The sequence below is a fragment of the Actinoallomurus iriomotensis genome (assembly GCF_030269445.1).
Classification (GTDB): Bacteria; Actinomycetota; Actinomycetes; order Streptosporangiales; family Streptosporangiaceae; genus Actinoallomurus; species Actinoallomurus iriomotensis.
This window is the reverse complement of sequence record NZ_BSTJ01000001.1, coordinates 581,931-605,542: the sequence shown is the minus strand read 5'-3', so window position 1 is coordinate 605,542 and position 23,612 is coordinate 581,931. Positions and strand designations below refer to the sequence as shown.

23 protein-coding genes and 1 pseudogene are annotated in these 23,612 nt (G+C 70.8%); 14 read left to right on the top strand and 10 right to left on the bottom strand.

Features of this window, described 5'->3' with window-relative positions; genetic code table 11:
• The first annotated feature begins 156 nt into the window (after window positions 1–156).
• Both ppdK and QSK37_RS02805 read left to right on the top strand, forming a co-directional pair.
• Window positions 157–2,805, top strand: coding sequence for a pyruvate, phosphate dikinase (ppdK, locus tag QSK37_RS02810; RefSeq protein WP_285617289.1), 2,649 nt, complete (start codon window positions 157–159; stop codon window positions 2,803–2,805).
• 40 nt (window positions 2,806–2,845) lie between these two features.
• Entirely contained in the window at window positions 2,846–3,676 is an 831-nt protein-coding gene (locus QSK37_RS02805) for a YdcF family protein (protein ID WP_285617288.1), read from the top strand.
• A gap of 5 nt (window positions 3,677–3,681) precedes the next feature.
• On the opposite strand, the gene QSK37_RS02800 is transcribed toward QSK37_RS02805, so the two are convergent.
• Window positions 3,682–4,626: an NAD-dependent epimerase/dehydratase family protein gene (locus QSK37_RS02800; RefSeq protein ID WP_285617287.1), complete on the bottom strand. Its 945-nt coding sequence runs from the start codon at window positions 4,624–4,626 to the stop codon at window positions 3,682–3,684.
• Window positions 4,627–4,762: 136 nt separating this feature from the next.
• On the opposite strand from QSK37_RS02800, the gene QSK37_RS02795 reads away from it, so the two are divergent.
• From QSK37_RS02795 to QSK37_RS02780, 4 genes are read left to right on the top strand one after another with little or no spacing between them, the layout of a single operon-like run.
• The gene (locus tag QSK37_RS02795; protein WP_285617286.1) at window positions 4,763–5,386 is read left to right on the top strand and encodes a VOC family protein; all 624 of its coding nucleotides are present in this window, start codon (window positions 4,763–4,765) and stop codon (window positions 5,384–5,386) included.
• A 46-nt stretch (window positions 5,387–5,432) separates the two neighbouring features.
• Complete coding sequence (locus tag QSK37_RS02790) at window positions 5,433–5,885, top strand: iron chaperone (RefSeq protein ID WP_285617285.1); 453 nt, start codon at window positions 5,433–5,435, stop codon at window positions 5,883–5,885.
• Between the two features lie 13 nt (window positions 5,886–5,898).
• Window positions 5,899–6,363, top strand: coding sequence for a helix-turn-helix transcriptional regulator (locus QSK37_RS02785; protein WP_285617284.1), 465 nt, complete (start codon window positions 5,899–5,901; stop codon window positions 6,361–6,363).
• 5 nt (window positions 6,364–6,368) lie between these two features.
• Entirely contained in the window at window positions 6,369–6,779 is a 411-nt protein-coding gene (locus QSK37_RS02780; protein WP_285567129.1) for a VOC family protein, read from the top strand.
• Between the two features lie 3 nt (window positions 6,780–6,782).
• Here the strand turns inward: QSK37_RS02780 and QSK37_RS02775 are convergent, their stop codons facing one another.
• Window positions 6,783–7,205 (bottom strand): helix-turn-helix transcriptional regulator, encoded by a 423-nt coding sequence (locus QSK37_RS02775; protein WP_285617283.1) that lies wholly within the window; start codon window positions 7,203–7,205, stop codon window positions 6,783–6,785.
• 24 nt (window positions 7,206–7,229) lie between these two features.
• A complete protein-coding gene (locus tag QSK37_RS02770; RefSeq protein WP_285617282.1) occupies window positions 7,230–8,174 on the bottom strand; it encodes an ABC transporter permease in 945 nt (314 codons plus the stop codon).
• Window positions 8,175–8,428: 254 nt separating this feature from the next.
• Between QSK37_RS02770 and QSK37_RS02765 the strand changes: the two genes are divergently transcribed.
• The 3 genes from QSK37_RS02765 to QSK37_RS02755 all read left to right on the top strand — a co-directional run bounded on the left by QSK37_RS02765 (window position 8,429) and on the right by QSK37_RS02755 (window position 11,763).
• Window positions 8,429–9,436: a chitinase gene (locus QSK37_RS02765; RefSeq protein WP_285617281.1), complete on the top strand. Its 1,008-nt coding sequence runs from the start codon at window positions 8,429–8,431 to the stop codon at window positions 9,434–9,436.
• Between the two features lie 80 nt (window positions 9,437–9,516).
• Window positions 9,517–10,464, top strand: a complete 948-nt coding sequence (locus tag QSK37_RS02760; RefSeq protein WP_285617279.1) for a chitinase — start codon at window positions 9,517–9,519, stop codon at window positions 10,462–10,464.
• Between the two features lie 195 nt (window positions 10,465–10,659).
• On the top strand, window positions 10,660–11,763 hold the full coding sequence (locus QSK37_RS02755) for a glycoside hydrolase family 113 protein (RefSeq protein WP_285617277.1): 1,104 nt from the start codon (window positions 10,660–10,662) through the stop codon (window positions 11,761–11,763).
• Window positions 11,764–11,793: 30 nt separating this feature from the next.
• Here the strand turns inward: QSK37_RS02755 and QSK37_RS02750 are convergent, their stop codons facing one another.
• From QSK37_RS02750 to bioB, 7 genes and pseudogenes are all read right to left on the bottom strand, one after another.
• Window positions 11,794–12,258, bottom strand: coding sequence for a hypothetical protein (locus QSK37_RS02750; RefSeq protein WP_285617276.1), 465 nt, complete (start codon window positions 12,256–12,258; stop codon window positions 11,794–11,796).
• 40 nt (window positions 12,259–12,298) lie between these two features.
• Window positions 12,299–12,688: a DUF805 domain-containing protein gene (locus QSK37_RS02745; RefSeq protein ID WP_285617274.1), complete on the bottom strand. Its 390-nt coding sequence runs from the start codon at window positions 12,686–12,688 to the stop codon at window positions 12,299–12,301.
• A 90-nt stretch (window positions 12,689–12,778) separates the two neighbouring features.
• On the bottom strand, window positions 12,779–13,720 hold the full coding sequence (locus tag QSK37_RS02740) for a hypothetical protein (protein ID WP_285617272.1): 942 nt from the start codon (window positions 13,718–13,720) through the stop codon (window positions 12,779–12,781).
• Between the two features lie 89 nt (window positions 13,721–13,809).
• Window positions 13,810–14,736, bottom strand: a complete 927-nt coding sequence (locus QSK37_RS02735) for a hypothetical protein (RefSeq protein ID WP_285617271.1) — start codon at window positions 14,734–14,736, stop codon at window positions 13,810–13,812.
• Window positions 14,737–14,833: 97 nt separating this feature from the next.
• Window positions 14,834–16,306, bottom strand: a complete 1,473-nt coding sequence (locus tag QSK37_RS02730) for a M48 family metallopeptidase (protein ID WP_285617269.1) — start codon at window positions 16,304–16,306, stop codon at window positions 14,834–14,836.
• Window positions 16,307–16,349: 43 nt separating this feature from the next.
• Window positions 16,350–16,595, bottom strand: a pseudogene (locus QSK37_RS02725) (GNAT family N-acetyltransferase); the annotation flags it as partial.
• 28 nt (window positions 16,596–16,623) lie between these two features.
• Window positions 16,624–17,679, bottom strand: coding sequence for a biotin synthase BioB (gene bioB, locus QSK37_RS02720; protein WP_285617267.1), 1,056 nt, complete (start codon window positions 17,677–17,679; stop codon window positions 16,624–16,626).
• A gap of 156 nt (window positions 17,680–17,835) precedes the next feature.
• Here bioB and QSK37_RS02715 point away from each other — a divergent pair, with 156 nt between their 5' ends.
• The 5 genes from QSK37_RS02715 (at window position 17,836) to QSK37_RS02695 (ending at window position 23,519) form a co-directional block, all read left to right on the top strand.
• Window positions 17,836–19,077: a deoxyguanosinetriphosphate triphosphohydrolase gene (locus QSK37_RS02715; protein WP_285617265.1), complete on the top strand. Its 1,242-nt coding sequence runs from the start codon at window positions 17,836–17,838 to the stop codon at window positions 19,075–19,077.
• A gap of 60 nt (window positions 19,078–19,137) precedes the next feature.
• A complete protein-coding gene (locus QSK37_RS02710; protein WP_285617263.1) occupies window positions 19,138–20,379 on the top strand; it encodes an NAD(P)/FAD-dependent oxidoreductase in 1,242 nt (413 codons plus the stop codon).
• Window positions 20,380–20,499: 120 nt separating this feature from the next.
• Window positions 20,500–22,005 (top strand): serine/threonine-protein kinase, encoded by a 1,506-nt coding sequence (locus QSK37_RS02705; RefSeq protein ID WP_285617262.1) that lies wholly within the window; start codon window positions 20,500–20,502, stop codon window positions 22,003–22,005.
• An 81-nt stretch (window positions 22,006–22,086) separates the two neighbouring features.
• A complete protein-coding gene (sigJ, locus tag QSK37_RS02700; protein WP_285617261.1) occupies window positions 22,087–22,950 on the top strand; it encodes an RNA polymerase sigma factor SigJ in 864 nt (287 codons plus the stop codon).
• Complete coding sequence (locus QSK37_RS02695) at window positions 22,848–23,519, top strand: carboxymuconolactone decarboxylase family protein (protein ID WP_349497949.1); 672 nt, start codon at window positions 22,848–22,850, stop codon at window positions 23,517–23,519. The genes sigJ and QSK37_RS02695 overlap by 103 nt, the downstream gene beginning before the upstream one ends.
• Window positions 23,520–23,612 lie beyond the last annotated feature (93 nt).

Here is a 23,612-nt window from a genome sequence, read left to right as displayed (position 1 = left end):
TTTGGCTATATAGGCGGGAATGTCGGTATTGGAATAGACCACTATACCCGCTCTGACCTGCGGGAATAATCATGAAAGCCGACAGTGACCGACGAATCACCGAGAGGTGGGTAGAGTCACCGCATTCGTCGCGCCGGGAGTGAGGAAGCGTCCCCAATGCCGAAGTACGTGTACGACTTCACCGAGGGCAACAAGGATCTCAAGGACCTGCTTGGCGGCAAAGGCGCCAACCTCGCCGAGATGACCAACCTGGGTCTGCCCGTGCCTCCCGGGTTCACGATCACGTCGGAGGCATGCCGTTACTACCTGGACCACGAGGCCATGCCGGAGGGGCTCGACGAGGAGGTCGGACGGTACCTGGAGGCGCTGGAGCGGGAGATGGGCAAGCGCCTCGGCCAGCCCGACGACCCGCTGCTGGTGAGCGTGCGCTCAGGGGCGAAGTTCTCGATGCCCGGCATGATGGAGACGGTCCTCAACATCGGGTTGAACGACGAGTCGGTGCACGGCCTGGCCGAGCGGTCCGGCAACGAGCGGTTCGCGTGGGACTCCTACCGCCGTCTGATCCAGATGTTCGGCAAGACCGTGCTGGACATCGACGGGGACCTGTTCGAGACGGCCATCGATGAGGCGAAGGCGGCCAAGGGCGTCGAGTCCGACCTCGACCTGGAAGTGGACGACTTCAAGGACCTGGTCGGGACGTACAAGGAGATCGTCCGGGAGAACGCCGGACGGGAGTTCCCCACCGACCCGCGCGAGCAGATGGACCTGGCGATCAAGGCGGTGTTCGGCTCCTGGAACGCCGAGCGCGCCATTCTCTACCGCCGGCAGGAACGCATCCCGGCCGACCTCGGCACCGCGGTCAATATCGTCGCCATGGTCTTCGGCAATCTCGGCATGGACTCGGGCACCGGCGTCGCCTTCACCCGCGACCCGGCCTCCGGCCAGCAGGGCATCTACGGCGACTACCTCCAGAACGCCCAGGGCGAGGACGTCGTCGCCGGCATCCGCAGCACCGTGCCGCTGGCCGACCTCGAACAGATCGACAAGAAGTCTTACGACGAGCTGCTCCAGATCATGGAGACGCTCGAGAACCACTACCGCGACCTGTGCGACATCGAGTTCACCATCGAGAGCGGCAAGCTCTGGATGCTCCAGACGCGCGTGGGCAAGCGGACCGCCGCGGCCGCGTTCCGCATCGCCACCCAGCTCGTCGACCAGGAGCTCATCGACGAGGACGAGGCCGTACGGCGTGTGACCGGCGACCAGCTCGCGCAGCTGATGTTCCCCCGGTTCGGCGAGATCGGCGACGACGTCAAGAAGATCACCGAGGGGATGGGCGCCTCGCCCGGCGCCGCCGTGGGCAAGGCCGTGTTCACCTCCGCACGGGCCGTCGAGCTGGCCGACGACGGCGAGGACGTCATCCTCCTGCGCCGTGAGACCAGTCCCGACGACCTCAACGGCATGATCGCCGCCCGTGGCATCCTGACCTCCCGCGGCGGCAAGACCTCGCACGCCGCGGTGGTCGCCCGCGGCATGGGCAAGACCTGCGTGTGCGGTGCCGAGGAACTGGAGATCGACGTCAGGGCGCGCCAGGCGACCGCCCCCGGCGTGACGATCGAAGAGGGCGACGTGATCTCCATCGACGGCACGACCGGCGCCGTCTACCTCGGCGAGGTCGCGGTCGTGGACTCGCCGGTGGTCCAGTACTTCGAGGGCGCGCTCTCGGCCTCCGACGGCGACGAACTGGTCGCGTCGGTGGACCGGCTCATGCGCCACGCCGACTCCCGGCGCCGCCTGGCCGTTCGCGCCAACGCCGACAACGGCGACGACGCCGCGCGCGCCCGCCGGTTCGGCGCCCAGGGGATCGGCCTGTGCCGGACCGAGCACATGTTCCTCGGCGAACGCCGTCAGTACGTCGAGGACCTCATCCTCGCCGAGACCAGGGACGACCGGAACGCCGCCCTCCACGCCCTCGAACCGCTGCAAAAGCAGGACTTCAAGGAGATCTTCGAGGCGATGGACGGCCTGCCGGTGACGATCCGGCTGATCGACCCGCCGCTGCACGAGTTCCTGCCCGACCTGACCGACCTGACCGTCCGGGTCGCCACCGGCGACGCGTCCTCCGACGACGAGCGGCTGCTGGAGGCGGTACGCCGCCTGCACGAGCAGAACCCCATGCTCGGCCTGCGCGGCGTACGGCTCGGCGTGGTGATCCCCGGCCTGTTCGGCATGCAGGTGCGCGCGATCGCCGAGGCCGCGGCCGAGCTGAAGGAGGCCGGCGGGGAGCCGCACGCGGAGATCATGATCCCGCTCGTCGGCGCCGTGCAGGAGCTGGAGTACATCCGCGAGGAGGCCGAGAAGGTGCTCGCCGACGTCGGCGTCGAGGCGCTGATCGGCACGATGATCGAGCTGCCGCGCGCCGCGATGACGGCCGGGCAGATCGCCGAGGCCGCCGAGTTCTTCTCCTTCGGCACCAACGACCTCACCCAGACCACCTGGGGTTTCTCGCGTGACGACGTGGAGTCGGCGTTCTTCGGCCGCTACCTCGAACTCGGCATCTTCGGCGTGTCCCCGTTCGAGACGCTCGACGTCGACGGGGTCGGACGGCTGGTGCGGATCGCCGCGGAGGAGGGCCGCGCGACCCGGCCGGACCTCAAACTCGGCATCTGCGGCGAACACGGCGGCGACCCGGACTCGGTGCACTTCTTCCACGACGTCGGCCTGGACTACGTCTCCTGCTCGCCGTTCCGCATCCCCGTGGCACGCCTGGAGGCGGGCCGCGCGGCGATAAAGTCGAAGGGGTAAGTCACCGAACCACCGGCCCGTCTCGCTCGTCTGACCGGTCGTGAGGGATGGAGGAGCGATCACCGGACGACCGGACGGCACCGAACCGACCGTCGAGATTCGCCGGGAGACCGGCGAGTCACCGCGCACACGGGTCGACCTGCCCCAGCGGTCGGCCGACCCGACGCGCGAGGACCTGCCGCGACGGCCCCGGATCGAGCGCGACGAGCCGCTGGTGCCGTACGGCGACGAGGACGGTGGCGGGAGCGGCCGGCGCCGGCGCGGGCCGTGGCGCTGGGTGGTGCGGATCTTCTTTCTGATCGTCGCGATCGTGGTCGGCACACCGCTGGCCGCCGGGTTCTACGTCTGGTACGTCGCGCGGGAGGACGTCCGCACGCACTCGGACGCGATCATCGTGCTGGGCGCCACCCAGAACAACGGCGTCCCCGGTGACGTGCTCGAATGGCGGCTGCGGCACGCCCTCACCCTCTACAAGGAGGGTGTCGCGTCGCACATCCTGACGGTCGGCGGCAACCAGCCCGGCGACCACTACACCGAGGCGGGCACCGGCAAGACCTGGCTCAACGAGCACGGCGTGCCGGCGAGCCGGCTGGTCGCCGTGCCGACGGGCAAGGACACCCTGCAGAGCATGATCGCGGCGGGGGAGGAGTTCCGTAAGCTCCACTGGCGGACCGCGGTGATCGTCACCGACCCGCCGCACGAGCTGCGCTCCCGCACCATGGCCCGCGCCAACGGCATCAACGCGGTGACCTCGCCGACGCGCAGCGGCCCGATGGTCTACTCGCGCGACACTCAGGTCCAGTACATCGTGCGTGAGGCCGGCGGTTACCTGTACTTCCAGCTGATCGCCCGCTGGCGCGACGAGCCGTAGGCCGCTCAGCGCTCGTTGCCCGCCCGCAGCCAGGCGATGTAGTCCGCGGCGGCGCGCTCGGCGTCGTAGACGGGCCGGTATCCGGTGTCCTCCCGGATCCGGGTGATGTCGAGGTAGGTCCGCGGGCCGGTGCCGCCGGAGGGCAGCTCGATCCGGGCGTCGGGGACCACCGTCCTGATCGCGGCGATGACCTCGGCGTTGGTCGTCGCACGGCCGGACCCGACGTTGTAGGTGCGGTGGCCGAGCCGGTCCGCGAGCTGGAGCAGCGCGATCGCCCGGCCCGCGTCCTTCGCGTAGCACAGGTCGACCGAGTCCTCCGCGTACGCCGGCGCGCGCAGATGGGAGAGGTCCGGCGCGGTCCCGCGAGCGGCGGCACGGACGAGCTCGGGGGCGGGGAAGAACGGGTCGTCGTGGCCCCGCGGGCCCCAGATTCCGGAGATTCGGTAGTTGACGACGTCGATGCCGGTGGCGTCGGCCAGGTGGTCGTTGAGGAGCTCACCGATCTTCTTGAACGCCGGGATCAGGTGGGGTGAGGTCATCGGCAGCGGCATGTCCTCCCGGAGCGGACCCTCGCCGGCGACGCCGGAGTACACGCCGATCGTGCTGGCGACGCCCACGCGCTCGACCTCCCAGTTCTGAGCGGCCTGCAGCAGGTTGAACAGGCCGCCGAGCGCCTTTCGCGCCGCCTCGACGGGTTGGTCGGCGCTGGGAGGCCAGGGCATGGAGCCCGCGAGGTGCACGATGCCGGTGATCTTGTGGCGAGCGCCGATGTCGAGCAGCTGTTCCAGATCGGTGACGTCGGCCTGCGCCACCGCTACCTGTTCGGCGGGGAGGAAGGCCGGTACCTCGACCTTCCTCCGGTTGACCAGCACGCATTCCTCGCCCATGTCCACGAGCGCACGCGCGGTGTGGGAGCCGATGAAACCAAGACCGCCGGTGACCAGAATCATTCGCGTACCCTTCCGGGACATCTAAACGGATCGTCGTTCCGGAACGATACGGAACCTTGTTCCGATTCGTCAATCGCCGCATACCGGTCAGGAATGAAGAAGCGCGGGTCCCGGAGCCGCTCCTAGTCTCATCAGCATGTTCTCCATCGAATTCATCACCCTCGAGGCGGCCGACCCCGCCGCCGTCACCAGCCTCTACACCGACGCCTTCGGCCTCGGCGACCGGATCCGCGTGCGGGCCTCGGAGGCGCCGACGACCGGCTTCCGCGGGTTCACGCTGTCGCTCACGGTCTCCCAGCCCGCCACAGTCAACAGCCTCATCGGCGCCGCCCTCGACGCCGGCGCGACGTCGCTGAAGCCGCCCACGAAGTCGTTCTGGGGTTACGGCGGCGTCGTGCAGGCCCCGGACGGGGCGATCTGGAAGGTCGCCACCTCGGAGAAGAAGGACACCGGCCCGGACACCGGGAAGATCGACGACGTCGTGCTCCTGCTGGGAGTCGCGGACGTGGCCGCGAGCAAGAAGTTCTACCTCGACCGCGGCCTCACCGTGGCGAAGAGCTTCGGTCGCAAGTACGTGGAGTTCGCCACCGAGCCAGGTTCGGTGAAGCTGGCGCTCTACGGGCGCCGGGCCCTCGCCAAGGACGCCGGCGTCTCGCCCGACGGCACCGGATCGCACCGGATCGCCATCGGCGGCGACGCCGCGCCCTTCACCGACCCGGACGGGTTCGCCTGGGAGTCCCGCGTCCCGGCCGGCCGCTGACCTCCGAATTTCCGCACGTCAAAACCCCTAGAAGGAGAAATCTGTCATGAGCGCGAACACGTACGAGGGATTCACGGCCGAGGAGCGGGCCGCGATGAAGGAGCACGCCCAGGACCTGAAGACGGCGAAACGCCGCGGCTCGCGTACGGACAAGGCGGCGCAGGCCGCCGAGGCGGCGCAGGACGTGCTCGCGAAGATCGCCGAGATGGGGGACTCGGACCGGATCATGGCCGAGCGGGTCCATGCCGTGGTCACGGCCAGCGCCCCGGCCCTCGCGCCGAAGCTCTGGTACGGGATGCCCGCCTACGCGCTGGACGGCAAGATCGTCTGCTTCTTCCAGCCGGCGGCGAAGTTCAAGTCGCGCTACGCGACGCTCGGCTTCAACGACCGGGCGGACCTGGACGAGGGCGAGATGTGGGCCACCGCCTTCGCCCTGACCGAGGTGACGCCCCAGGTGGAGGAGCGGATCGCCGCGCTCGTGAAGCGCGCGGCGAACTGAAGGGGGTCCTGTCATGTGTCACCCCTCGTGGGGGCGCGCACTGGCGGCGGCGCAGCGCCTGGACGACCTCGCCCGGCTGCGCCGCGTCCGGGACCGGATCGACCGGGAGTACGCGCAGCCGCTGGACGTCGAGGCGCTGGCCCGTGGCGCGCACATGTCGGCCGGGCACCTCAGCCGTCGGTTCCGGCTCGCCTACGGCGAGTCGCCGTACGCCTACCTGATGACGCGGCGCGTCGAGCGCGCGATGGCGCTGCTGCGCCGTGGCGACCTCAGCGTCACCGAGGTCTGTTTCGCGGTCGGCTGCTCCTCGCTGGGCACCTTCAGCACCCGCTTCACCGAACTGGTCGGCGTGCCGCCCAGCGTCTACCGGCGCCAGGCGGCGGCCGCCACCGCCGGGATGCCGTCCTGCCTGGCGAAACAGGTGACCAGGCCGGTCAGGAATCGAGAAGCGAGCACTCCGGAGCCGCAACTAGCGTGATGGACATGGACATCAGCATTCACACGACCGCTCTCCCGCATGACGACCCCGACGCCTCCCTGACCTTCTACCGCGACATCCTCGGCTTCGAGGTGCGGAGCGACGTGGGCAACGGCAAGATGCGCTGGATCGCGGTCGGCCCGCCCGGCCAGCCCGGCACGTCCATCCTCCTGGCCCCGCCGGCCGCCGACCCCGGCATCACCGAGGACGAGCGCCGCGTCATCGCCGAGATGATGGCCAAGGGCACGTACGGCTGGATCCTCCTGGCCACCCGCGACCTCGACGGCACCTTCGAGAAGGTGCAGGCCGGGGGAGGCGAGGTCGTCCAGGAGCCGATCGAGCAGCCGTACGGGGTCCGCGACTGCGCCTTCCGCGATCCCGCGGGCAACCTGGTCCGCATCCAGGAGGTGCGCTGACTCCTACGCTTCGCCGAGGCCGCTCGCTCCGTCCCGGGTCGGGCGGCTGTGCACCTTGGCGAGGCAGGCGGGCATGGCCGCCACGGCGTGATGCTCCCGGAGGCGGTAGGCGCTCGGCGTCTCTCCCACGATCTCGGTGAACCGGGAGCTGAACGAGCCGAGGGACGTACAGCCGACCGCCATGCACGCGTCGGTCACGCTCATCCCCGTACGCAGCAGCGCCATCGCCCGCTCGATCCGGCGGGTCATCAGGTAGCTGTACGGGGTCTCGCCGTAGGCCGCCCGGAACTGCCGCGAGAAGTGCGCCGGAGACATCAGCGCGTGGCGGGCCAGCGTCGTCACGTCGAGGGGGCTGGCGTACTCCCGGTCGATCAGGTCCCGGGCACGGCGCAGGCGCCTGAGGCCGGCGAGGTCTTGCGCGGACATGCCAGGAGAGTACCAATCCGCACGTCAGGTCAGGCGTACGCGGGGATCGAGGAGGGCGTAGACGACGTCGACGACGATGCTGGCCACCACGATGCCGAAGGCGGCGAGCAACACGACGGCCATGATGACCGGCAGGTCACCGAGGGTCATCGACCGTACGGTGAGCTGGCCGATGCCCTGGAGGCCGAAAACGGTCTCGACGACCGAGGCGCCGCTCAACGCCGACCCGAGGTCCATGCCGAACTGCGTGACGACCGGCGCCAGCGCCGACCGCAGGCCGTGCCGGTAGACCACCCGGCGCTCGCCCAAACCCTTCGCGCGCGCCGTACGGACGTAGTCCTCATCAAGCACGTCGAGCAGCGAGCCGCGGGTCAACCGGGTGTAGAACGCCGCCTGCACGATCGCACCGGTGATCCACGGGAGGATCAGGTGCTGTAACCAGCCCGCCGGGTCGGCGTGGAGCGGCACGTACCCGCCGAGAGGGAAGACCGGCAGGCTGAATGCCAGCAGGAAGAGCAGCGTCGACGCGGTTACGAAGGCCGGCACGGACATGCCGACGATCACGAGCACCGTGACGCCCCGATCCATGGCGGAGCGCGCCCGGGTGGCGCTGATGACCCCGGCGACCACCCCGGTGATCAGCCACAGCGTGGCGGCGCCGACGACCACCGAGAGGGTGACCGGCACCGCGTCCTTGACCATCTCGCCGACCGGACTGTGGGTCGCGTACGAGTAGCCGAGGTCGCCCGACAGCAGCCGGGTCACGAAGTGCCAGTACTGCAGCGGCAGGGGTTCGTCCAGGCCCATCCGGTGACGGAGCAGCGCGAGCGTCGCCGGGGTGGCGGACTTGCCGGCGAACCGCGCGGCCGGGTCGCGCGAGGTGGCGAAGAAGAGGATGAACACGACGGTGGTGACGAGCCACATGACGAGCACGCCGGACAGCACCCGGCGGATCAGGAACCGAAGCATCGCCCGCTGCCTCTCGTCCGAGGAACACGGCCACCACCGGAGCCGATCAAACCACACGTCTCGTACGCCGGTCCCGTGACCCGCATTTATAGGAAACTTTCCTGTTAGATATTGACTAACCCTGACCGGATCGAGTCCACTCGTGTCAATGCCGCGTCGGCACGGTGCGGGTACGGGGGCGCGCCCGGACGCCGCGACAGCGACTGCCACCGCGACCCTGCCCGCCCTCGCGCGGGCGCCCGCTAGGAGTACTCGTGCGTGTCCGCCACCGCGCATGGGCGGCCCTGGCCGCCTGCCTGCTGACCCTGACCGTCCGTCCCGCGTCCGCGTCGCCCGCCCCCCGCCTGGCGGCGGCTCCGCTGCGCGCCGCGCCGTACTTCATGCCGCTCGACGACCATCCGCAGCCGATCTCCGAGATCACCGGCGACGTCCGGCAGCTCATCCTCGCCTTCGTGCTCGCCCCGTCCGGCGGCGGCTGCACGCCGACCTGGGACGGCGCCCAGCCCGTGTCCGCCGACACCACCGTGAAGGTCGACGTCGACGCGCTGCGGGCGGCCGGCGGCGACGTCGCGGTGTCCTTCGGCGGCTACAACGGCGTCGAACTGGGCGCCGCCTGCCCGGACGCCACCTCGCTCGCGCGGGCGTACCAGCAGGTCATCGACGCGTACGGGCTCACGCACATCGACCTGGACATCGAGGGCGACGACCTCGGCGACGTCGCCGGCGAGACGCGCCGGTTCCAGGCCGTACGGCTGCTGAAGCAGAACGCCGCCGCCGCGGGGCGCGCCCTCGACGTCTCCCTGACCATGCCCGTCACGACGGTCGGGCTGAGCGACCTGGACCGGGCCGAGATCCAGCGGGCGAAGGACGACGGCGCGGACATCGACACGTACTCCGTCATGGCGTTCGACTACGGCGGCCCCGCGGCGACCATGGCGGCCGACGTGGAGAAGGTGATGGAGGCCGCGCACGCGCAACTCGCCGCGCTGCGGCCCGACCTGTCCTCCGACCAGGTCTACGCGCGCACCGGCCTGACGCTCATGAACGGCCACACCGACCAGCCCAGCGAGCTGTTCACCACCGGCACGTTCACCACCCTGCTCGGCTACGCGACCGCACACCACCTCGCCCGTCTGTCGTTCTGGTCCCTCAACCGGGACCGCGCGTGCATCGGCAACGTCGGCTGGGTCGACGGCGCGTGCAGCAGCGTGGACCAGCAGCCGTACGACTTCGCCCGGATCGTCGCCCGGTTCACGGGCTGAGCCCCGGTTCCCGGTCGCGGCGTCCCGCCAGGTCGCGGCCGGGAACCGGTCTTCCCCGCATCGAGAAAGGTCCCCGCCCCATGAAGAGAGCCATCCTCGCGGCGCTCCTGCTGCCCCTCGCCCTCCTGCTGTCACCCGCCACACCGGCGCACGCCGCCGGATCCGGGCGGTTCTCCCCGTACGTGGACATCACGATGGCCACGCCCGTGCTCCGCGACGTGGCGAACGCGACCGGCCAGAAGCACTTCACGCTCGCGTTCGCGCTGGCCGACAGCGCCGGCTGTGACCCGTCCTGGGGCGGCACGGTCCCGCTGAACGACTCACGCGTCATCGGTGAGGTGAAAGACCTCAAGGGCGTCGGCGGCGACGTGACCGTGGCCACCGGCGGCGCCGCCGGGCCCTACCTGGAGACGACCTGCTCCTCCAGCGCGACACTGGAGGCCGCGTACAAGAAGGCACTGGACGCCGTCGGCAGCAACCGCCTGGACGTGGACGTGGAGGCCGCCATCCCGGTGGCGACCGTGAACACGGCGCTCAAGCAGCTGCAGAACGAACGCGGCACCACCATCACCTACACGCTGCGGGTGCAGGCCCAGGACTACGGCGTGGACCCGTTCTCGGTGCAGATCCTGCAGGACGCCGCGTCACGCGGCCTGAACGTCACTGTCAACCCGATGCTGATGGACTTCGGCTACACGGGCGACTGGGGCAACGCGATCATCTCGGCCGCGAACGCGACACTGGCCCAGATGAAGCAGATCTGGCCGGGCAGGAGCGACGCCGACCTGAAGCGCATGCTGGGCCTGACCCCGATGATCGGCAAGAACGACACGGGCCCGACGACCACCCAGGCCATCGCCCGCCAGGTGCTGAGCTACGCCCAGTCGAACCACGTGGGCTACATCGGCTTCTGGTCGGTCGGCAGGGACAACGGCGGCTGCCCGAACGGCACCGTGTCCCCGACGTGCAGCGGCATCAGCCAGAGCACGTACGAGTTCACCGACATCTTCAAGGGCTTCACCGGCTGACCCGGCCGTGGAGGTCGAAGGCGTGCCTTCGGCCTCCACGGTCACCATCGGCGGCACAAGGGGCATCCGGCTCGCGATCCGGCCCTTCGCGGCAGACCGGAGGCGCGCCGCCCGTAGCCCATCGGCCGATGTCTCGGCCGGGCGCCGCTCCGCACACTGGACCCCGTTCATCGCGGACACGTGAGGAGGGCGACAGTGCGCAGCGAGGGCATCAGCCGGGCACGGTTCCTGGCCGGCGCGGCGGCGTTGGGAGTCGCGGGAATGACGGGCGGCCGCGCCGCGGCACAGGGCCGGTCAGGGTTGACCTACCGCGGTGTCTCCTACGAGGTCACCGACGGTGAGACGGCCGAGACCAGTTGGAACGCCGCCCGGATGCGCCGGGACCTGCGGGTGATCGGGGACGAGCTGAAGGCGAACTCGGTGTCGGTCTACGGGGACGGCGTCGACCGGCTCGCGGTCACCGCGTCGGAGGCGGTGGAACGCGGGTTGCACGTCTGGCTCCAGCCGCGGCTGGGCGACCGCCCGCAGCACGAGATCCTCGACCACCTCGCCGAGACCGGCAGGCACGCCGAGTCGCTCCGCCGCCAGGGCGCGCGGGTGCATCTGAGCGTCGGCTGTGAGTTCGTCCTGTTCGTGCCCGGCATCGTGCCGGGTGACGACGCCTTGGAACGCGTCCGGAACATGCTCAGCGGGAACTTCGACCCGGTGACGATGCGGCGGCGGTTGCGGCGGTTCACCGCGCGGGCCGCGAAGGTCGGCCGGTCCGTCTTCCACGGCCCGATGACCTACGGCGCGGCCCAGGACGAGGAGGTCGACTGGGCGCTGTTCGACCTCGTCAGCGTCAACTACTACTCCTACTTCCCGCACCGGGCCGACTACGTCCGTGAACTCCGGAAGTACCGGCGGCCCGGGAAACCGGTGGTGATCTCCGAGTTCGGCGCGTGCACCTACAAGGGGGCTCCGGAGAAGGGCGGCATGGGCTGGGACGTCGTCGACTACGACAAGCCGCAACCCGAGATCGTCGGCGGCCTGGTCCGCAGCGAGCGGTCCCAGGCCGCGTATCTCACCGAGCTACTGGACGTCTTCGAGTCGATGAGCCTGTACGCGGCGCTGGTGTACAACTTCGTCACGCCCGACGCTCCGCACCGGGCCGATCCGCGCTACGACCTCGACCTCGCGAGCTACGGCATCGTGAAGCCCCTGTGGGGCGCGCCCGACCAGCCGACCCGCGACTGGCACTGGGCGCCGAAGGAGGCGTTTCACGCGCTGGCCCACCACTTCGCGCGGTCCGCCACCTGACCGGGCCCCCGGAAGCACGTACGACGCGGTTCACTTGCCCGGGTGCAGGGAGATGACCGCACGGGACTTCTCCGAGGCGACCACGGTCATGACGAGTTGCTGCTTCGCGGTCGGCCCGGCCCACGATCCGCTGTACGGGGGTTCGAGCCACTTCACGTGCCCGCTGCCCCCGTCGGGATAGGTGTACCGCCAGGTGGAGTCGGCGGGGTCGAACGAGAACGTCCTGAAGCCGAAACGGGAGTCGAGCGGGATCCTCGTCCGCTTGGTGACCAGGATCTCGCAGCTCCCGTCGTGGCAGGCGCGGACGTCCGTCCCGTCGGGGGCCTGGGGGAATCCGGGGGTGTGCGCCGGGGGGCGGCCGGTCGCGGTGGCAGTGGGGCGGCTGGGCGTCTGCGCCTGCTGATCCCCGCCGGATCCACCTCCACAGCCGGTGGCCGCGAGTGCGGTGAGCAGGCAGGCGAGCACCGGTGGCGTCCAGGTCGGGCTTCTGTCCATGAGCCGACAGAGTGGCATGATCTCCGGGGACCGGTCCCGGTCACGCGACGGTGATATCGATGACGCGTCCCCGCTCGAAGGTGAGCATCGTCTCCCGGTCCTCATCCGGCAGGCCTGGATAGTGCCAGTAACCGCGTTCCGGAAGGCGCCCGTGCGTCGCCCGCCGCGCGTAGCGGGGTGCTGTCGCCGCCGTCCTCTCATGAGGGTGTCCCAGCAGGCGAGTGACCTGCCGCGCGGTCATGCCGCGCGTGACGGCCGATCCGGTGAGCGGCGCCGGCGGCGGGCCGTACCTGTTGTCGCCGGCCTCGCCGGGCAGGCAGTAGAAGACGATCAGCACGATGACGTCGAACGGAAGGGCGCTCAGGTAGAAGAAGTAGCCGCTTCGACCCGTGTCGTGCAGTCGGCGCACGATGACCGCTGTGAATGTCATGCGCCGCGCCCTCCGCCATCTGGTCCAGCGGTCGGCACCGTAGACGAGCCGTTCCGGGACCCGTCCCGGAACGGCTCGGCGCGGCGACGGTCAGGCAGCGGGCCGGTACGCGGCGGGCTGGGCGCCCGAGCCGGAGTCGTCCACGGGGATCTGGCCCCTGCACTCCACGGCGCCGCCCGTCTGGGGACGTTCCGCGGCGACCGGCTCGCCGTCGACGAGGATGAGGCAGCCGATCTTGGTCGTCGTCGAGGTCGTCTGGACATGCACCACGGCCTCGTCCGGCGTGGTTCCCGGAGACGTCGCCATCGACACGGTGCGGATCCACGGCATGCGGGTGTTCTCCACCGAGCCGCCGCTGTCCACGCCGGTGAAGTCCTCCCACCAGATCGAGGTCGCCCGGCCCAGGCCGATCACCTCGTACTGCACCTTGTGGTTCGTGCCGGTGTCCTTCGCGCCGGCGTGGGGGAGACGGCGCAGGACGAGGTCGGCGAGGTTCGTCAGGACGCTGCGGGGGTCGCCCTCCTTCTTGCCCCGTTTCCCATTGAGGGTGATGCTCAGCACGAGCGCGCCGCGGCGTACGCGGATCTCGTGGGCGCCCTGCTCGGCGGTGCCCGCCGTCCAGTTGTCGAACCAGCTGTCGTCCGCCAGCGCCACGACGTCCTTGGCGAGCACCGAGGCGCGGTGGCCGGAGGCCAGCTGTTGCTTGTGGTCCGCGAGGTCGGCCGCGAAGTACGACCGGGCCGCCTCGGCGGTCGGCCTCAGGGTGAGCGACATCGCGTCGACGGACTGGTATGAGCAGTCGAGCGTGTTGGTGCGGTCGTTCACCGTGCTCGACATGCTCGGCCGCCGTACGTGACCGAGCTTCGCGTAGTCCGCCTTGGTCAGCAGCCCGCACATCTGCGTGGTGACCCGGTTGCCGGCCGGTTGCGGCCAGCCGCCCGCCGGCGGCCCGGCCTCGTCGGCGCCGCCCGTCAGCCGGCATCCGGCCAGCACGAACACCAGCGTGAGCACCGCCGGAAGACCCCGCCTCATCAACAAGTTCCCCTCTTGTTTCGGCAAACGCCTACAAAGGACGCGAGAGGCGGTCGATCGGTGCACAGCGAAGGCGAACTATTTTCTGCTCACTTGGGCGGGGTGAACGGCTGCGAGCAGTTGGCGAACCCGCCGATCTTCGGATCCTCCTGGACCACCGTCTTGCCGTCGACCGAGATGTTGCAGCCGATGGCCGCCATGGGCGCGCCGCTCACCGCGTTGAGGTTGAGCATGATCTGAGCCTGGCCGTAGTTGATCAGCGGCTTCTCGACGTGCCACGGCAGCTTGACGTTCTTCAGGGTCGTCACCTCGCCGGACGTGGGGTCGTTGAAGACGATCTGCCTGGCCCGGCCCGCGCCGGCCACCGCGAACTCGGCCTTGTGCGTCTTTCCCGTGTCGGCCCGGCCGACGTTCGGGATCCGCTGGAGCACCAGCCCGGCGAGGCCGGTCAGCACCGTACGCGGGTCCTTCTCGTTCTTGCCCTTGAGCCCGCTGAGGACGATGCCGACGACCAGTGAGCCTCGGCGCACACTGATCTCGTACTCCTTGAACTGTGAGTTGGCCGTGCCGAGCGTCCAGTAGTCGAACCAGCTCTCGTCGGCGCCCTGGACGACGTTCGTGGCCAGGACGGTGGGACGGTGGTCCTCGGTGAGCCGCTCCTTGTGGTCCTTCAGGCCCGCGGCGAACTGCGTCTTGGCGGCCTCCGCGGTCGGCTGGAGACCGATGTCCAGTTCGTCGGAGGTCGTGTAGAGGCAGTCGATGGCGTTGGGCGCGTTGTCGAGGCGCTTCTGGGAGATGACCGGCAGCCGCGCATGGCCGTACTTCGCGTAGTCCGCGTCGGTGAGCAGCCCGCACATCTGCGGAGTGAGCTGCCCGTTCACCGGCTGCGGCCAGCCGCCCTTGGGCGGCCCGCCGCCGCTGTTCTCACTGCTCTTGGCGCCGCCCGACGAGCCCGAACCGCAGGCCGTCAGTACGGCCGTCAGTACGAGCGGCACCAGCATCGCTCCGCGTTTCACCCAAAGCTCCCGTACGCATATCCGGCTTTTTCGCGGACATCCAACCAAGAGACCTGCGGGGAGAGGCGCCGATACGCCAGAAGACGTGCATTTTGCACTAAGGGTGGGCGTCGGCCGTGATTCCGAGGCCGGTCAGGCTGGCGTGGAGGGCATTGACCTGCCCGGGGTCGTCGACCGCCGGCCGCACGATGCCGGAAAGGTCAATTTCGTTCCCATTCGAGTCGCGGAGCTTCGCCACGTCGGACCAGGAGAAGACATAACGGGCACGGCCCGCCTGGATCAACAGGCCCTCGAAGGCCCGGGCCACCACGCGCGACACCAGCTCGGCCGTGTCGTCACCCCGCCAGCCAGCCCTCCGCAGGCGCGCGCCCAGGTCGCCGGCGCCGCCGCCCGCCAGCACCCGCAGGACCGTGTCCACGGTCGGCTGCGGGGTGTTCGTCATCGCGCCGACCGCCTCGAACACGTCCTTCAGCGACTCGGCGTTGGAGGCGCTCCACAGCCCGCGCTCCACGATCTGCGGCCATTCGAGGACCGGCAGCCGCAGCGCCTCCGGAGTCAACATCGACGCCTGCGTGGCCATCGCGGCCCGCTGCGGATCGGCGAGCAACGCCAGCGCCGGCCGCGGGTCGGGCCGTACGGACGGCTCGGGCAGCCGGCCGATCGCGGCGAGACGCTCGGCCAGGCTCGGATGCGAGTCGTACGGCGAGCGCTCCTCCGGGGCGTTCACCACCTTGGCCAGCTCACCGCCCATGCTCGGCTCGTGGAACAGCGAGTAGAAGCCCGCGAACAGGTCGGCCGGGCGCGCCTGCGCGGGACCGATCATGCGCAGGTGGTTGCCGACGTAGAACTCCCAGGCGGCCGCCGCCGCGCGTACCTTCCGCAACGCGTCGCCCATCGCCCGCCGGCCCGCGACCGTGACGGCCGAGGCGTCCGCCTCCAGCTCCTGCCGGCGGGAGACCGCCTGGGAGACCCGCAGGTAGATCGTCGCGTACACGGTGAAGAACGTCCGGATGATCGCGTGTCCATCGAGCCGCTGGATCGTGCGGATCAGCGACGTACGGCCCCGGTAGGTGATGCCGCCGAGGCGCGTGTGCGAGCCGCTGTAGTGGCCGAGCTCGTGACAGAGGACCGCGCGCAGCTCGTCGGCGCCGAGCGTCAGCATCAACGGGACGCCGACGTACATGTGGCGCCGCCCGCGGATCAGCCCGAGCAGGCGGGCGTCCTCGCTGACGGCGGCGTTGACGTCCGGGACGAGACGGATCTCGTCCGGCACCCGCGTCCGGACCCGCGTGGCGAGTTCGGTGACGGTGCGCCACAACTCGGGCTCGTCCTGCGGGCTCACCGCGACGCCGGGCTGGTCGGCGTCCTGCCGGCGGCCGACGACGAAGACGCCGCGCAGCATCGCCAGGCCGCCGATCGTGGCGAAGGCCGCGACCTTGAAACCGCCCGCGTGCCCGTACCGGACGGCGTAGTAGTCGAGGACCGCGATGCCGGCCGTGATCGCGGTGACGAGGACGTAGAAACCCGCCAGAAGGACGACGGCCACCGCCGCGCGGAAAGTCGTGATCATGTGCTGGCCTCGGGGGGAAGTCGCCGACGGGGACAGCAGGACTTTAAACGGTCCGGCGCTCCGGTGGCTCGGCGCGGCGCTGATAGAGGCTGGCGCGCCACGGCCCGGACGCCGTACCCGCGCCCGGCACGGTGACCTCGACGTCGTCCAGGTGCCGGAAGCCGAGGCGTTCGTAGAACGCCCGCAGGGCGGTGTTGTCAGCGCCGCAGTCCAGCCGTAGCCAGCGGCGTCCGTGGCCCGCGACCAGCTCACGGGCCCAGTCGAGCAGCCGGGCGCCCAGGCCGTCGCCGCGCGAGCACGGTCGGCCCGGCCATCGGTCAGGCGTTGGAGGGCAGGTCGGTGCCGGCGCCGCGTCGGCGCAGCGCGACCAGGTCGTGCCGCGCGGCGGGCAGGGTCTGCTCGTCCAGGCCCTCGATGGTGAACCCGGCGTCCACGATCAGCTGCCGGTCGTCCTCGCCCGGCTGGCCCTCGCTGGTCAGGTAGTCGCCGAGGAAGATGGCGTTCGCCAGGTGCAGCGCGAGCGACTGCATGCCGCGCAGGTGGATCTCCCGGCCGCCGGCGAGGCGCACCTCCACGTCGGGGAAGAAGAACCGGAACAGGGCCAGGATCCGCAGGCACCGTTCGGGAGTGAGCTCCCAGCGCCCGCCCATCGGCGTGCCCTCGAACGGGATCAGGAAGTTGACCGGCACCGAGTCGGGGTCCAGCTCGCGCAGGCGGACGGCCAGGTCGACGACGTCCTCGTCCGACTCGCCCATTCCGAAGATCGCCCCCGAGCACGGCGACAGTCCCTCGGCCATGGCCTGCCGTACGGTCTCGACCCGGTCCGTGAACGTGTGCGTCGTGCAGATCCGCCCGTAGTTCTCCTCGCTGGTGTTGAGGTTGTGGCTGTAGGCGTGCGCGCCCGCCTCGCGCAGGCGCGCCGCCTGGCCGTCGCGCAACAGCCCGAGGCACACGCAGATCTCGACCTCCGGCCGCCGGTCCCTGATCGCCTCGACGCGCTCCACCACCCTGGCGATGTCCCGGTCGCCGGGCCCCCGCCCGCTCGCCACGAGGCACACCCGCTTCGCCCCCGCCCGTACCGCGCGGTCGGCGGCCTCGACCACCTCGTCCGCGCCGATCCAGGAGTACTTCAGGATGTCCGAGGCCGAGCCGAGCCGCTGTGAGCAGTACGAGCAGTCCTCCGGGCACAGGCCGCTCTTCATGTTGATGATCGTGTTGAGCTTGACCCGATGACCGAAGAAGTGACGCCGCACCCGCCCGGCCGCCGCCACCACATCGAGGAGTTCGTGCTCATCGGACAGGACGGCGAGGGCCTCGGCGCGGCTGGGCGCCTCACGGCGGATCGCCCGCTCCACCAGCGAATCAATGATCACGCGGCCAATGTAGGCGGAGCGTCACCGTGGGCACCACGCTCGGGCGCCACAAGACCACGGTCGGTGACTTTGTGCTCCGCCCACAACGCCGGCCGGCGTGCCCCGGGCCGCTTCGCCGCTGAGCGGGCCGCCCGTGCACGTACGCTCGGGGTTCTCATGAGTCGTTATACGGAACGCGACCGGGAGCGCTGGGCGGACGAGCCGCCGAAGCGGCGCGAGCGCACCCCGTTCGAACGCGACCGCGCCCGCGTGCTGCACAGCGCCGCGCTGCGCCGGCTCGCGGCCAAGACGCAGGTGGTCGAGCTCGCCGCGAGCGACCGCTCCGACCACTACAGCCCGCGCACCCGTCTCACCCATTCGCTCGAATGCGCACAGATCGGGCGCGAGCTGGGCAAGGCGTTCGGCTGCGACCCGGACCTGACCGAGGTCGCCTGCCTGTCCCACGACCTGGGGCACCCGCCGTTCGGGCACAACGGCGAGGCGGTGCTGGACCAGGTCGCCGCGGCGTGCGGCGGGTTCGAGGGCAACGCGCAGAGCCTGCGGCTGCTCACCCGCCTGGAGGCCAAGTCGTTCGCCGCCGACGGCGGCAGCGCCGGCCTCAACCTGACCCGCGCCGCCCTGGACGCCGCCATGAAGTACCCGTGGACGCGCCGGGAGGGCGACCGCAAGTACGGGGTGTACGAGGACGACCGGCCGGTGTTCGCCTGGGTGCGTGACCACGCGCCGGGGGAGCGGCTCTGCTTCGAGGCCCAGGTCATGGACTGGTCCGACGACGTGGCCTACTCCGTGCACGACCTGGAGGACGGCCTGCACGCGGGCCACGTACGCCTCGACGCGCTGGCCGACCCGGCCGAACGCCGCGCGGTGTGCGCGCTGACGGCCTCGCTGTACTGCGACGCGTCACCGGACGAGCTGGAGGAACGCTTCGCCGTGCTGCTGGCCGAGCCGTACTGGCCGCCGCGCTTCGACGGCACGCTGCGCACGCTGGCCGCGCTGAAGAACCTCACGAGCGAACTGATCGGCCGCTTCTGCCGTGCGGCCGAGGACGCCACGCACGCCGCGTACGGAGAGGGGCCGCTGACCCGGTACGCGGCCGACCTCATCGTGCCGCGCGAGCAGCGCCTGGAATGCGCGCTGCTGAAGGGCGTCGCGGCGCACTACGTGATGCGCCGCGAGAGCCACGCGAGGACCCAGGAGGGTCAGCGCGAGATGATCGCCGAGCTGGTCGAGGCGCTGTCGGCGGACGCCCCGCACCGGCTGGCCCCGGTGTTCCGCGACTTCCACGCGGCCGCCACGGACGACGCCGGCCGGCTCCGCGCCATCGTCGACCAGGTCGCCTCCCTCACCGACACCGCCGCGTCGGCCTGGCACCACGAGATCCTCGGCCGAAACCACTGATCCGGTGATCCACGCCGGAGATACTTGGAGTCACCGTGACCTGACGTGGAGGTGCATCGCATGCCCGAGGAGACCTTTGTCATCGCCGGAGCGAGTCTGGCCGGGGCGAAGGCGGCGGAGAAGCTGCGCGAGGAGGGATTCGCCGGACGGATCGTGCTGATCGGCGAAGAGAAGCGCCGGCCGTACGAGCGGCCTCCGCTCACCAAGGGCTTCCTCACCGGCAACGACCCCCTCGACCAGGCGTACGTGCACGAGGAGTCCTGGTACGGCGACAACCGCGTCGAGCTGCGCCTCGGTGAGGCGGTGACCGCCATCGACCGGGCGAACCACGAGGTACGGCTCGCGGGCGGGGAGCGGATCGGCTACACCCGGCTGCTGCTCACCACCGGCGCCTCACCGCGCCGGCTCGACGTGCCCGGCGCCCGGCAGGACCACGTGCACCACATCCGTTCCGCCGACGACTCCGAGCGGCTGCGGGCCGCGCTGATCTCCGGTGACCGGCGGGTCGTCGTGGTCGGCGCGGGCTGGATCGGCCTGGAGGCGGCGGCCGCCGCGCGCGGGTACGGCAACGACGTCCACGTGGTCGAGCCGGAGGCCACGCCGCTGCACCGCGTGCTCGGCCCGGAGCTCGGCCAGGTGTTCGGCGCCGTGCACCGGCGGCAGGGGGTGGAGTTCACCCTCGGCGACGGCGTCGCGGAGATCACCGAGACGTCGGTCCTCACCAACTCCGGGGTCGAGCTGCCCGCCGACGTCGTGATCGTCGGCATCGGCGCGGTGCCGAACACCGCGCTCGCCGAGGAGGCGGGGCTGGAGGTGGACAACGGCGTGCTGGTCGACGCGGCGCTGCGCACCTCGGACCCGGACATCTTCGCCGCCGGCGACGTCGCGAACGCCCAGCACCCGCTGCTCGGCCGCCGCATCCGCGTCGAGCACTGGGCGAACGCCCTGAACGGCGGTCCCGCGGCGGCCCGCTCTATGCTCGGCCACGACGTCGCCTTCGACCAGGTGCCCTACTTCTACACCGACCAGTTCGAGCTCGGCATGGAGGCCTCGGGCGACTGGGCCGGCGACTACGACGAGGTGGTGTACCGCGGCAAGGACCCGTCCGCGTACGTCTCGGGCGACTCCGACGACCTGGAGTTCATCGCCTTCTGGCTGTCCGGCGGCCGCGTCGTCGGCGGGATGAACGTCAACGTCTGGGACGTCACCGGCGACATCCAGGCGCTCATCCGCTCCGGCGAGCCCGTCGACAAGGCCCGCCTCGCCGACCCGGACGTGCCCCTGTCGGACCTGGCGACTTGATCTTTCGGCGATCTCGTCGCTCAGCTACCTGCGTGAGGAGCCCCGGCTGACGCCGGTGGTCCCCGCCACTTTATAGACGAAAACGTTCTTTTGAGGTCGGCCGGTCAGTACGATCCCCGCATGCGCACCGACCCTGACGAGTTCCTGGCGGGGCGGTACCGGCTGCTCGACGTCATCGGCCGCGGCGGGATGGGCGTCGTGTGGCGGGCCTGGGACGCCGACCTCGACCGAACCGTCGCGATCAAGGAGCTGCGGCTCCCCGACGGCGTCGACGAGGGCGAACGGGCCACCTTCTACGCGCGCCTGGAACGGGAGGCCCGGGCCGCCGCGCGGCTCAAACACCCCGGGATCGTCACCGTCCACGACCGGCTCACCGTCGGCGGCCGGCCGTGGATCGTCATGGAGTACGTCGAAGGCGGATCCCTCCAGGACCTCCTCCGCGAACACCAGCGGCTGGACGTCGGCGCCGTGGCCGCTCTGGGGACGAAGATGCTGACGGCACTACGAGCCGCGCACGCCGCCGGTGTGGTCCACCGGGACGTCAAACCCGCCAACGTCCTGCTGGAGGGGGAGCGGGTCGTCCTCACCGACTTCGGCATCGCCGCCCTCGAAGGCGACAGCACCCTCACCCGGTCCGGAGCGATCCTCGGGACACCGGCGTTCATGGCCCCCGAACAGGTTCGAGGGCAGGACGCCACCCCCGAAACCGACCTGTGGTCGCTCGGAGCCACCCTGTACGCGGCCGTGGAAGGGCGGGTGCCGTTCGGCGGGGCCAACACCGGCGGGATCTTCGTCGCCATCGCCACCGAGGACCCGCACCCGTTCGTCCACGCCGGACCGCTCACGGCCGTCCTCGCGGGGCTCCTCGACAAGGACCCGGCGCGGCGGCTGAACGCCGACGACGCCCACCGGCTTCTCACCGAACTCGGCCGCGACGCCGAACCATTGCCGACACGGGTCGCCCCTCCACCGCCCCCGCCGGCATCGGCGTCCTCGCCCGCGCCGCCGCCGGGTCCATTCGCGATGCCATTGCCGCCGACGCTGCGGGCGACCGGTCCCGTCGGCACCCGGCCGACGAACCCTCTCCTGTACGTCGGGGTGGCCGTGGCGGTCGTCGCGGTCGTCATCGCCCTCGGGGTCGTGGTGTCGCTGTGGCCGGACTCCAAGCGCGGCGCGACGGGGCCGAACTCCGAGCCGGGCGACTCCGGTACCGCCACCACGCCGGCCTCGCCGGCCCCGCAGTACACACCATCGGCCCCTGCCACCACCTACCCGGCCACTCCGGCGCCCACCTCGATGAGCGCCGACGCCATCAACCGGGTGTTCAAGAAGTACATGGACGGCCTCGCCGACCACGACATGACGCAGCTGCGAGCGGCGACCTGCCCACGGCTGCGCTCCGGCCTGCTCGGGTTCGCCCTCAACGGCTATTACGTCGCCCGATGGAAGATGAAGCCGTACACCATCCCGACGGGCGCGGACGAACTCAGCGTCGAGGCCACCCTCACCCAGCAGGACCCCGACACCGGGAGGACCGCCGGGCGCGTCGACAACCAATGGATCATCGAACGGGACTCCGACGACCGCTACTGGGTGTGCGGGTGGCTCAATGACAAGGGACAGTGAAGCGACCTCCCGTGCCGGTTGCTAGAAGAACCGGCTGACGCTGATTCAGGCCCGGAACGACCGGGCTGTAGCGTCGAAGGCGTGAAGGAGGAGGTCTGGGCCGAGCATCGACCGGCGGTCTTCGGGGTGGCGTACCGGCTCCTCGGTACGGTCGGCGACGCCGAGGACGTCGAGCAGGACGTCTGGCTGCGGGCCGCGTCCGCCGACCTGTCCGGCGTGCGCGACCTGCGGGCGTGGCTCGTCACCGTGGCCGCGCGCCGGGCGTACGACATCCTCAGGTCGGCGCGGGTACGGCGGGAGACCTACGTCGGACCGTGGCTGCCCGAACCGCTCGTGACCGGCCCGGACGCCTCGGAGCCGGTGCTCGTCGACGAATCGGTGAGCACGGCGATGCTGCTGGTGATGGAACGCCTGACTCCCGCCGAGCGCGTCGCGTTCGTGCTGCACGACGTGTTCGAGGTGCCGCACGACCGGATCGCCGAGGTGCTCGACACGACCCCGGCCGCCGGGCGGCAGCTCGCCTCCCGTGCCCGGCGGCGGATCGCGGAGGCGAAGGGGCAGCCGCGCGCCGACGGCGCCGAGCGGGCGCGGGTGCTGGCGGCGTTCCGCGCGGCGTACGAGTCCGGTGACCTGGACGGGCTGGTCGCGCTGCTGCATCCGGAGGCGGTGTACGTCACGGACGGCGGCGGCCGGGTGACGGCGGCGCGCCGCCTGATCGTCGGCGGGGAGCGGGTGGCGATGGTCATGCTGCGCACGGGGCGGCGGCACGCGCCGGCGACCGTCGTGCCGCTGGAGGTCGGCGGCGAGCCGGCACTGGGCCTGTACCGCGCGGGCGTGCTCTTCTGCGTCGACACGTACGACATCGCGGAGGACGGCCGGATCCTGGCGCTGCATCGGCAGCTCAACCCGGACAAACTCGCCCACGTGAGAATTTCCGCGGCGTAGATCGTCACACCGGACCCGGCTGTCTCGTCTCCCTGGCGAACGATCGAGAAGGGAAGACCCATGACCGAGCGAAGCGAGGGAATCAAGGGGCACGCCACAGTGGTCACTCCCTCCGACGCAGGAGGACCCATGACACGTACAGCGTTCCCGACGTCGCACCGGAGCTCTACCGGGCGTTCATCCACACCGAGACGGCCATCCGCAAGGGGCCGCTGGACCCGAAGGTGCGCGAACTCGTCAAGATCCGCGCCTCGCAGATGAACGGCTGCCTGTTCTGCATCGACATGCACGTCCACGAGGCGCTGGAGATCGGCGAGACCCAGGACCGGGTGTTCCAGCTGACCGCGTGGCGGGAGTCGAAGCTGTACTCCGAGGCCGAACGCGCGGCCCTGGCGTACGCGGAGGCGGCGACGGAACTGCCCAGCGGTGTGTCGGACGAGACCTGGAACGCCGTCACGGCGGCCTTCAAGCCGGAGGAGGTCGCGCACCTGGTGGGACAGGTGGCGATGATCAACGCCTGGAACCGCATCGCCGCCCCGACGCACTCCGAACCCCCGGAGCGCGGCTGACACCCGCTCCCTGACCGGCGAGGACGGCGCCCGGCCCGTATCGACGAGGCCGGGCGCCGTTCGCCGTACGGGCGGCCGTGGCGAAAAGGCGGA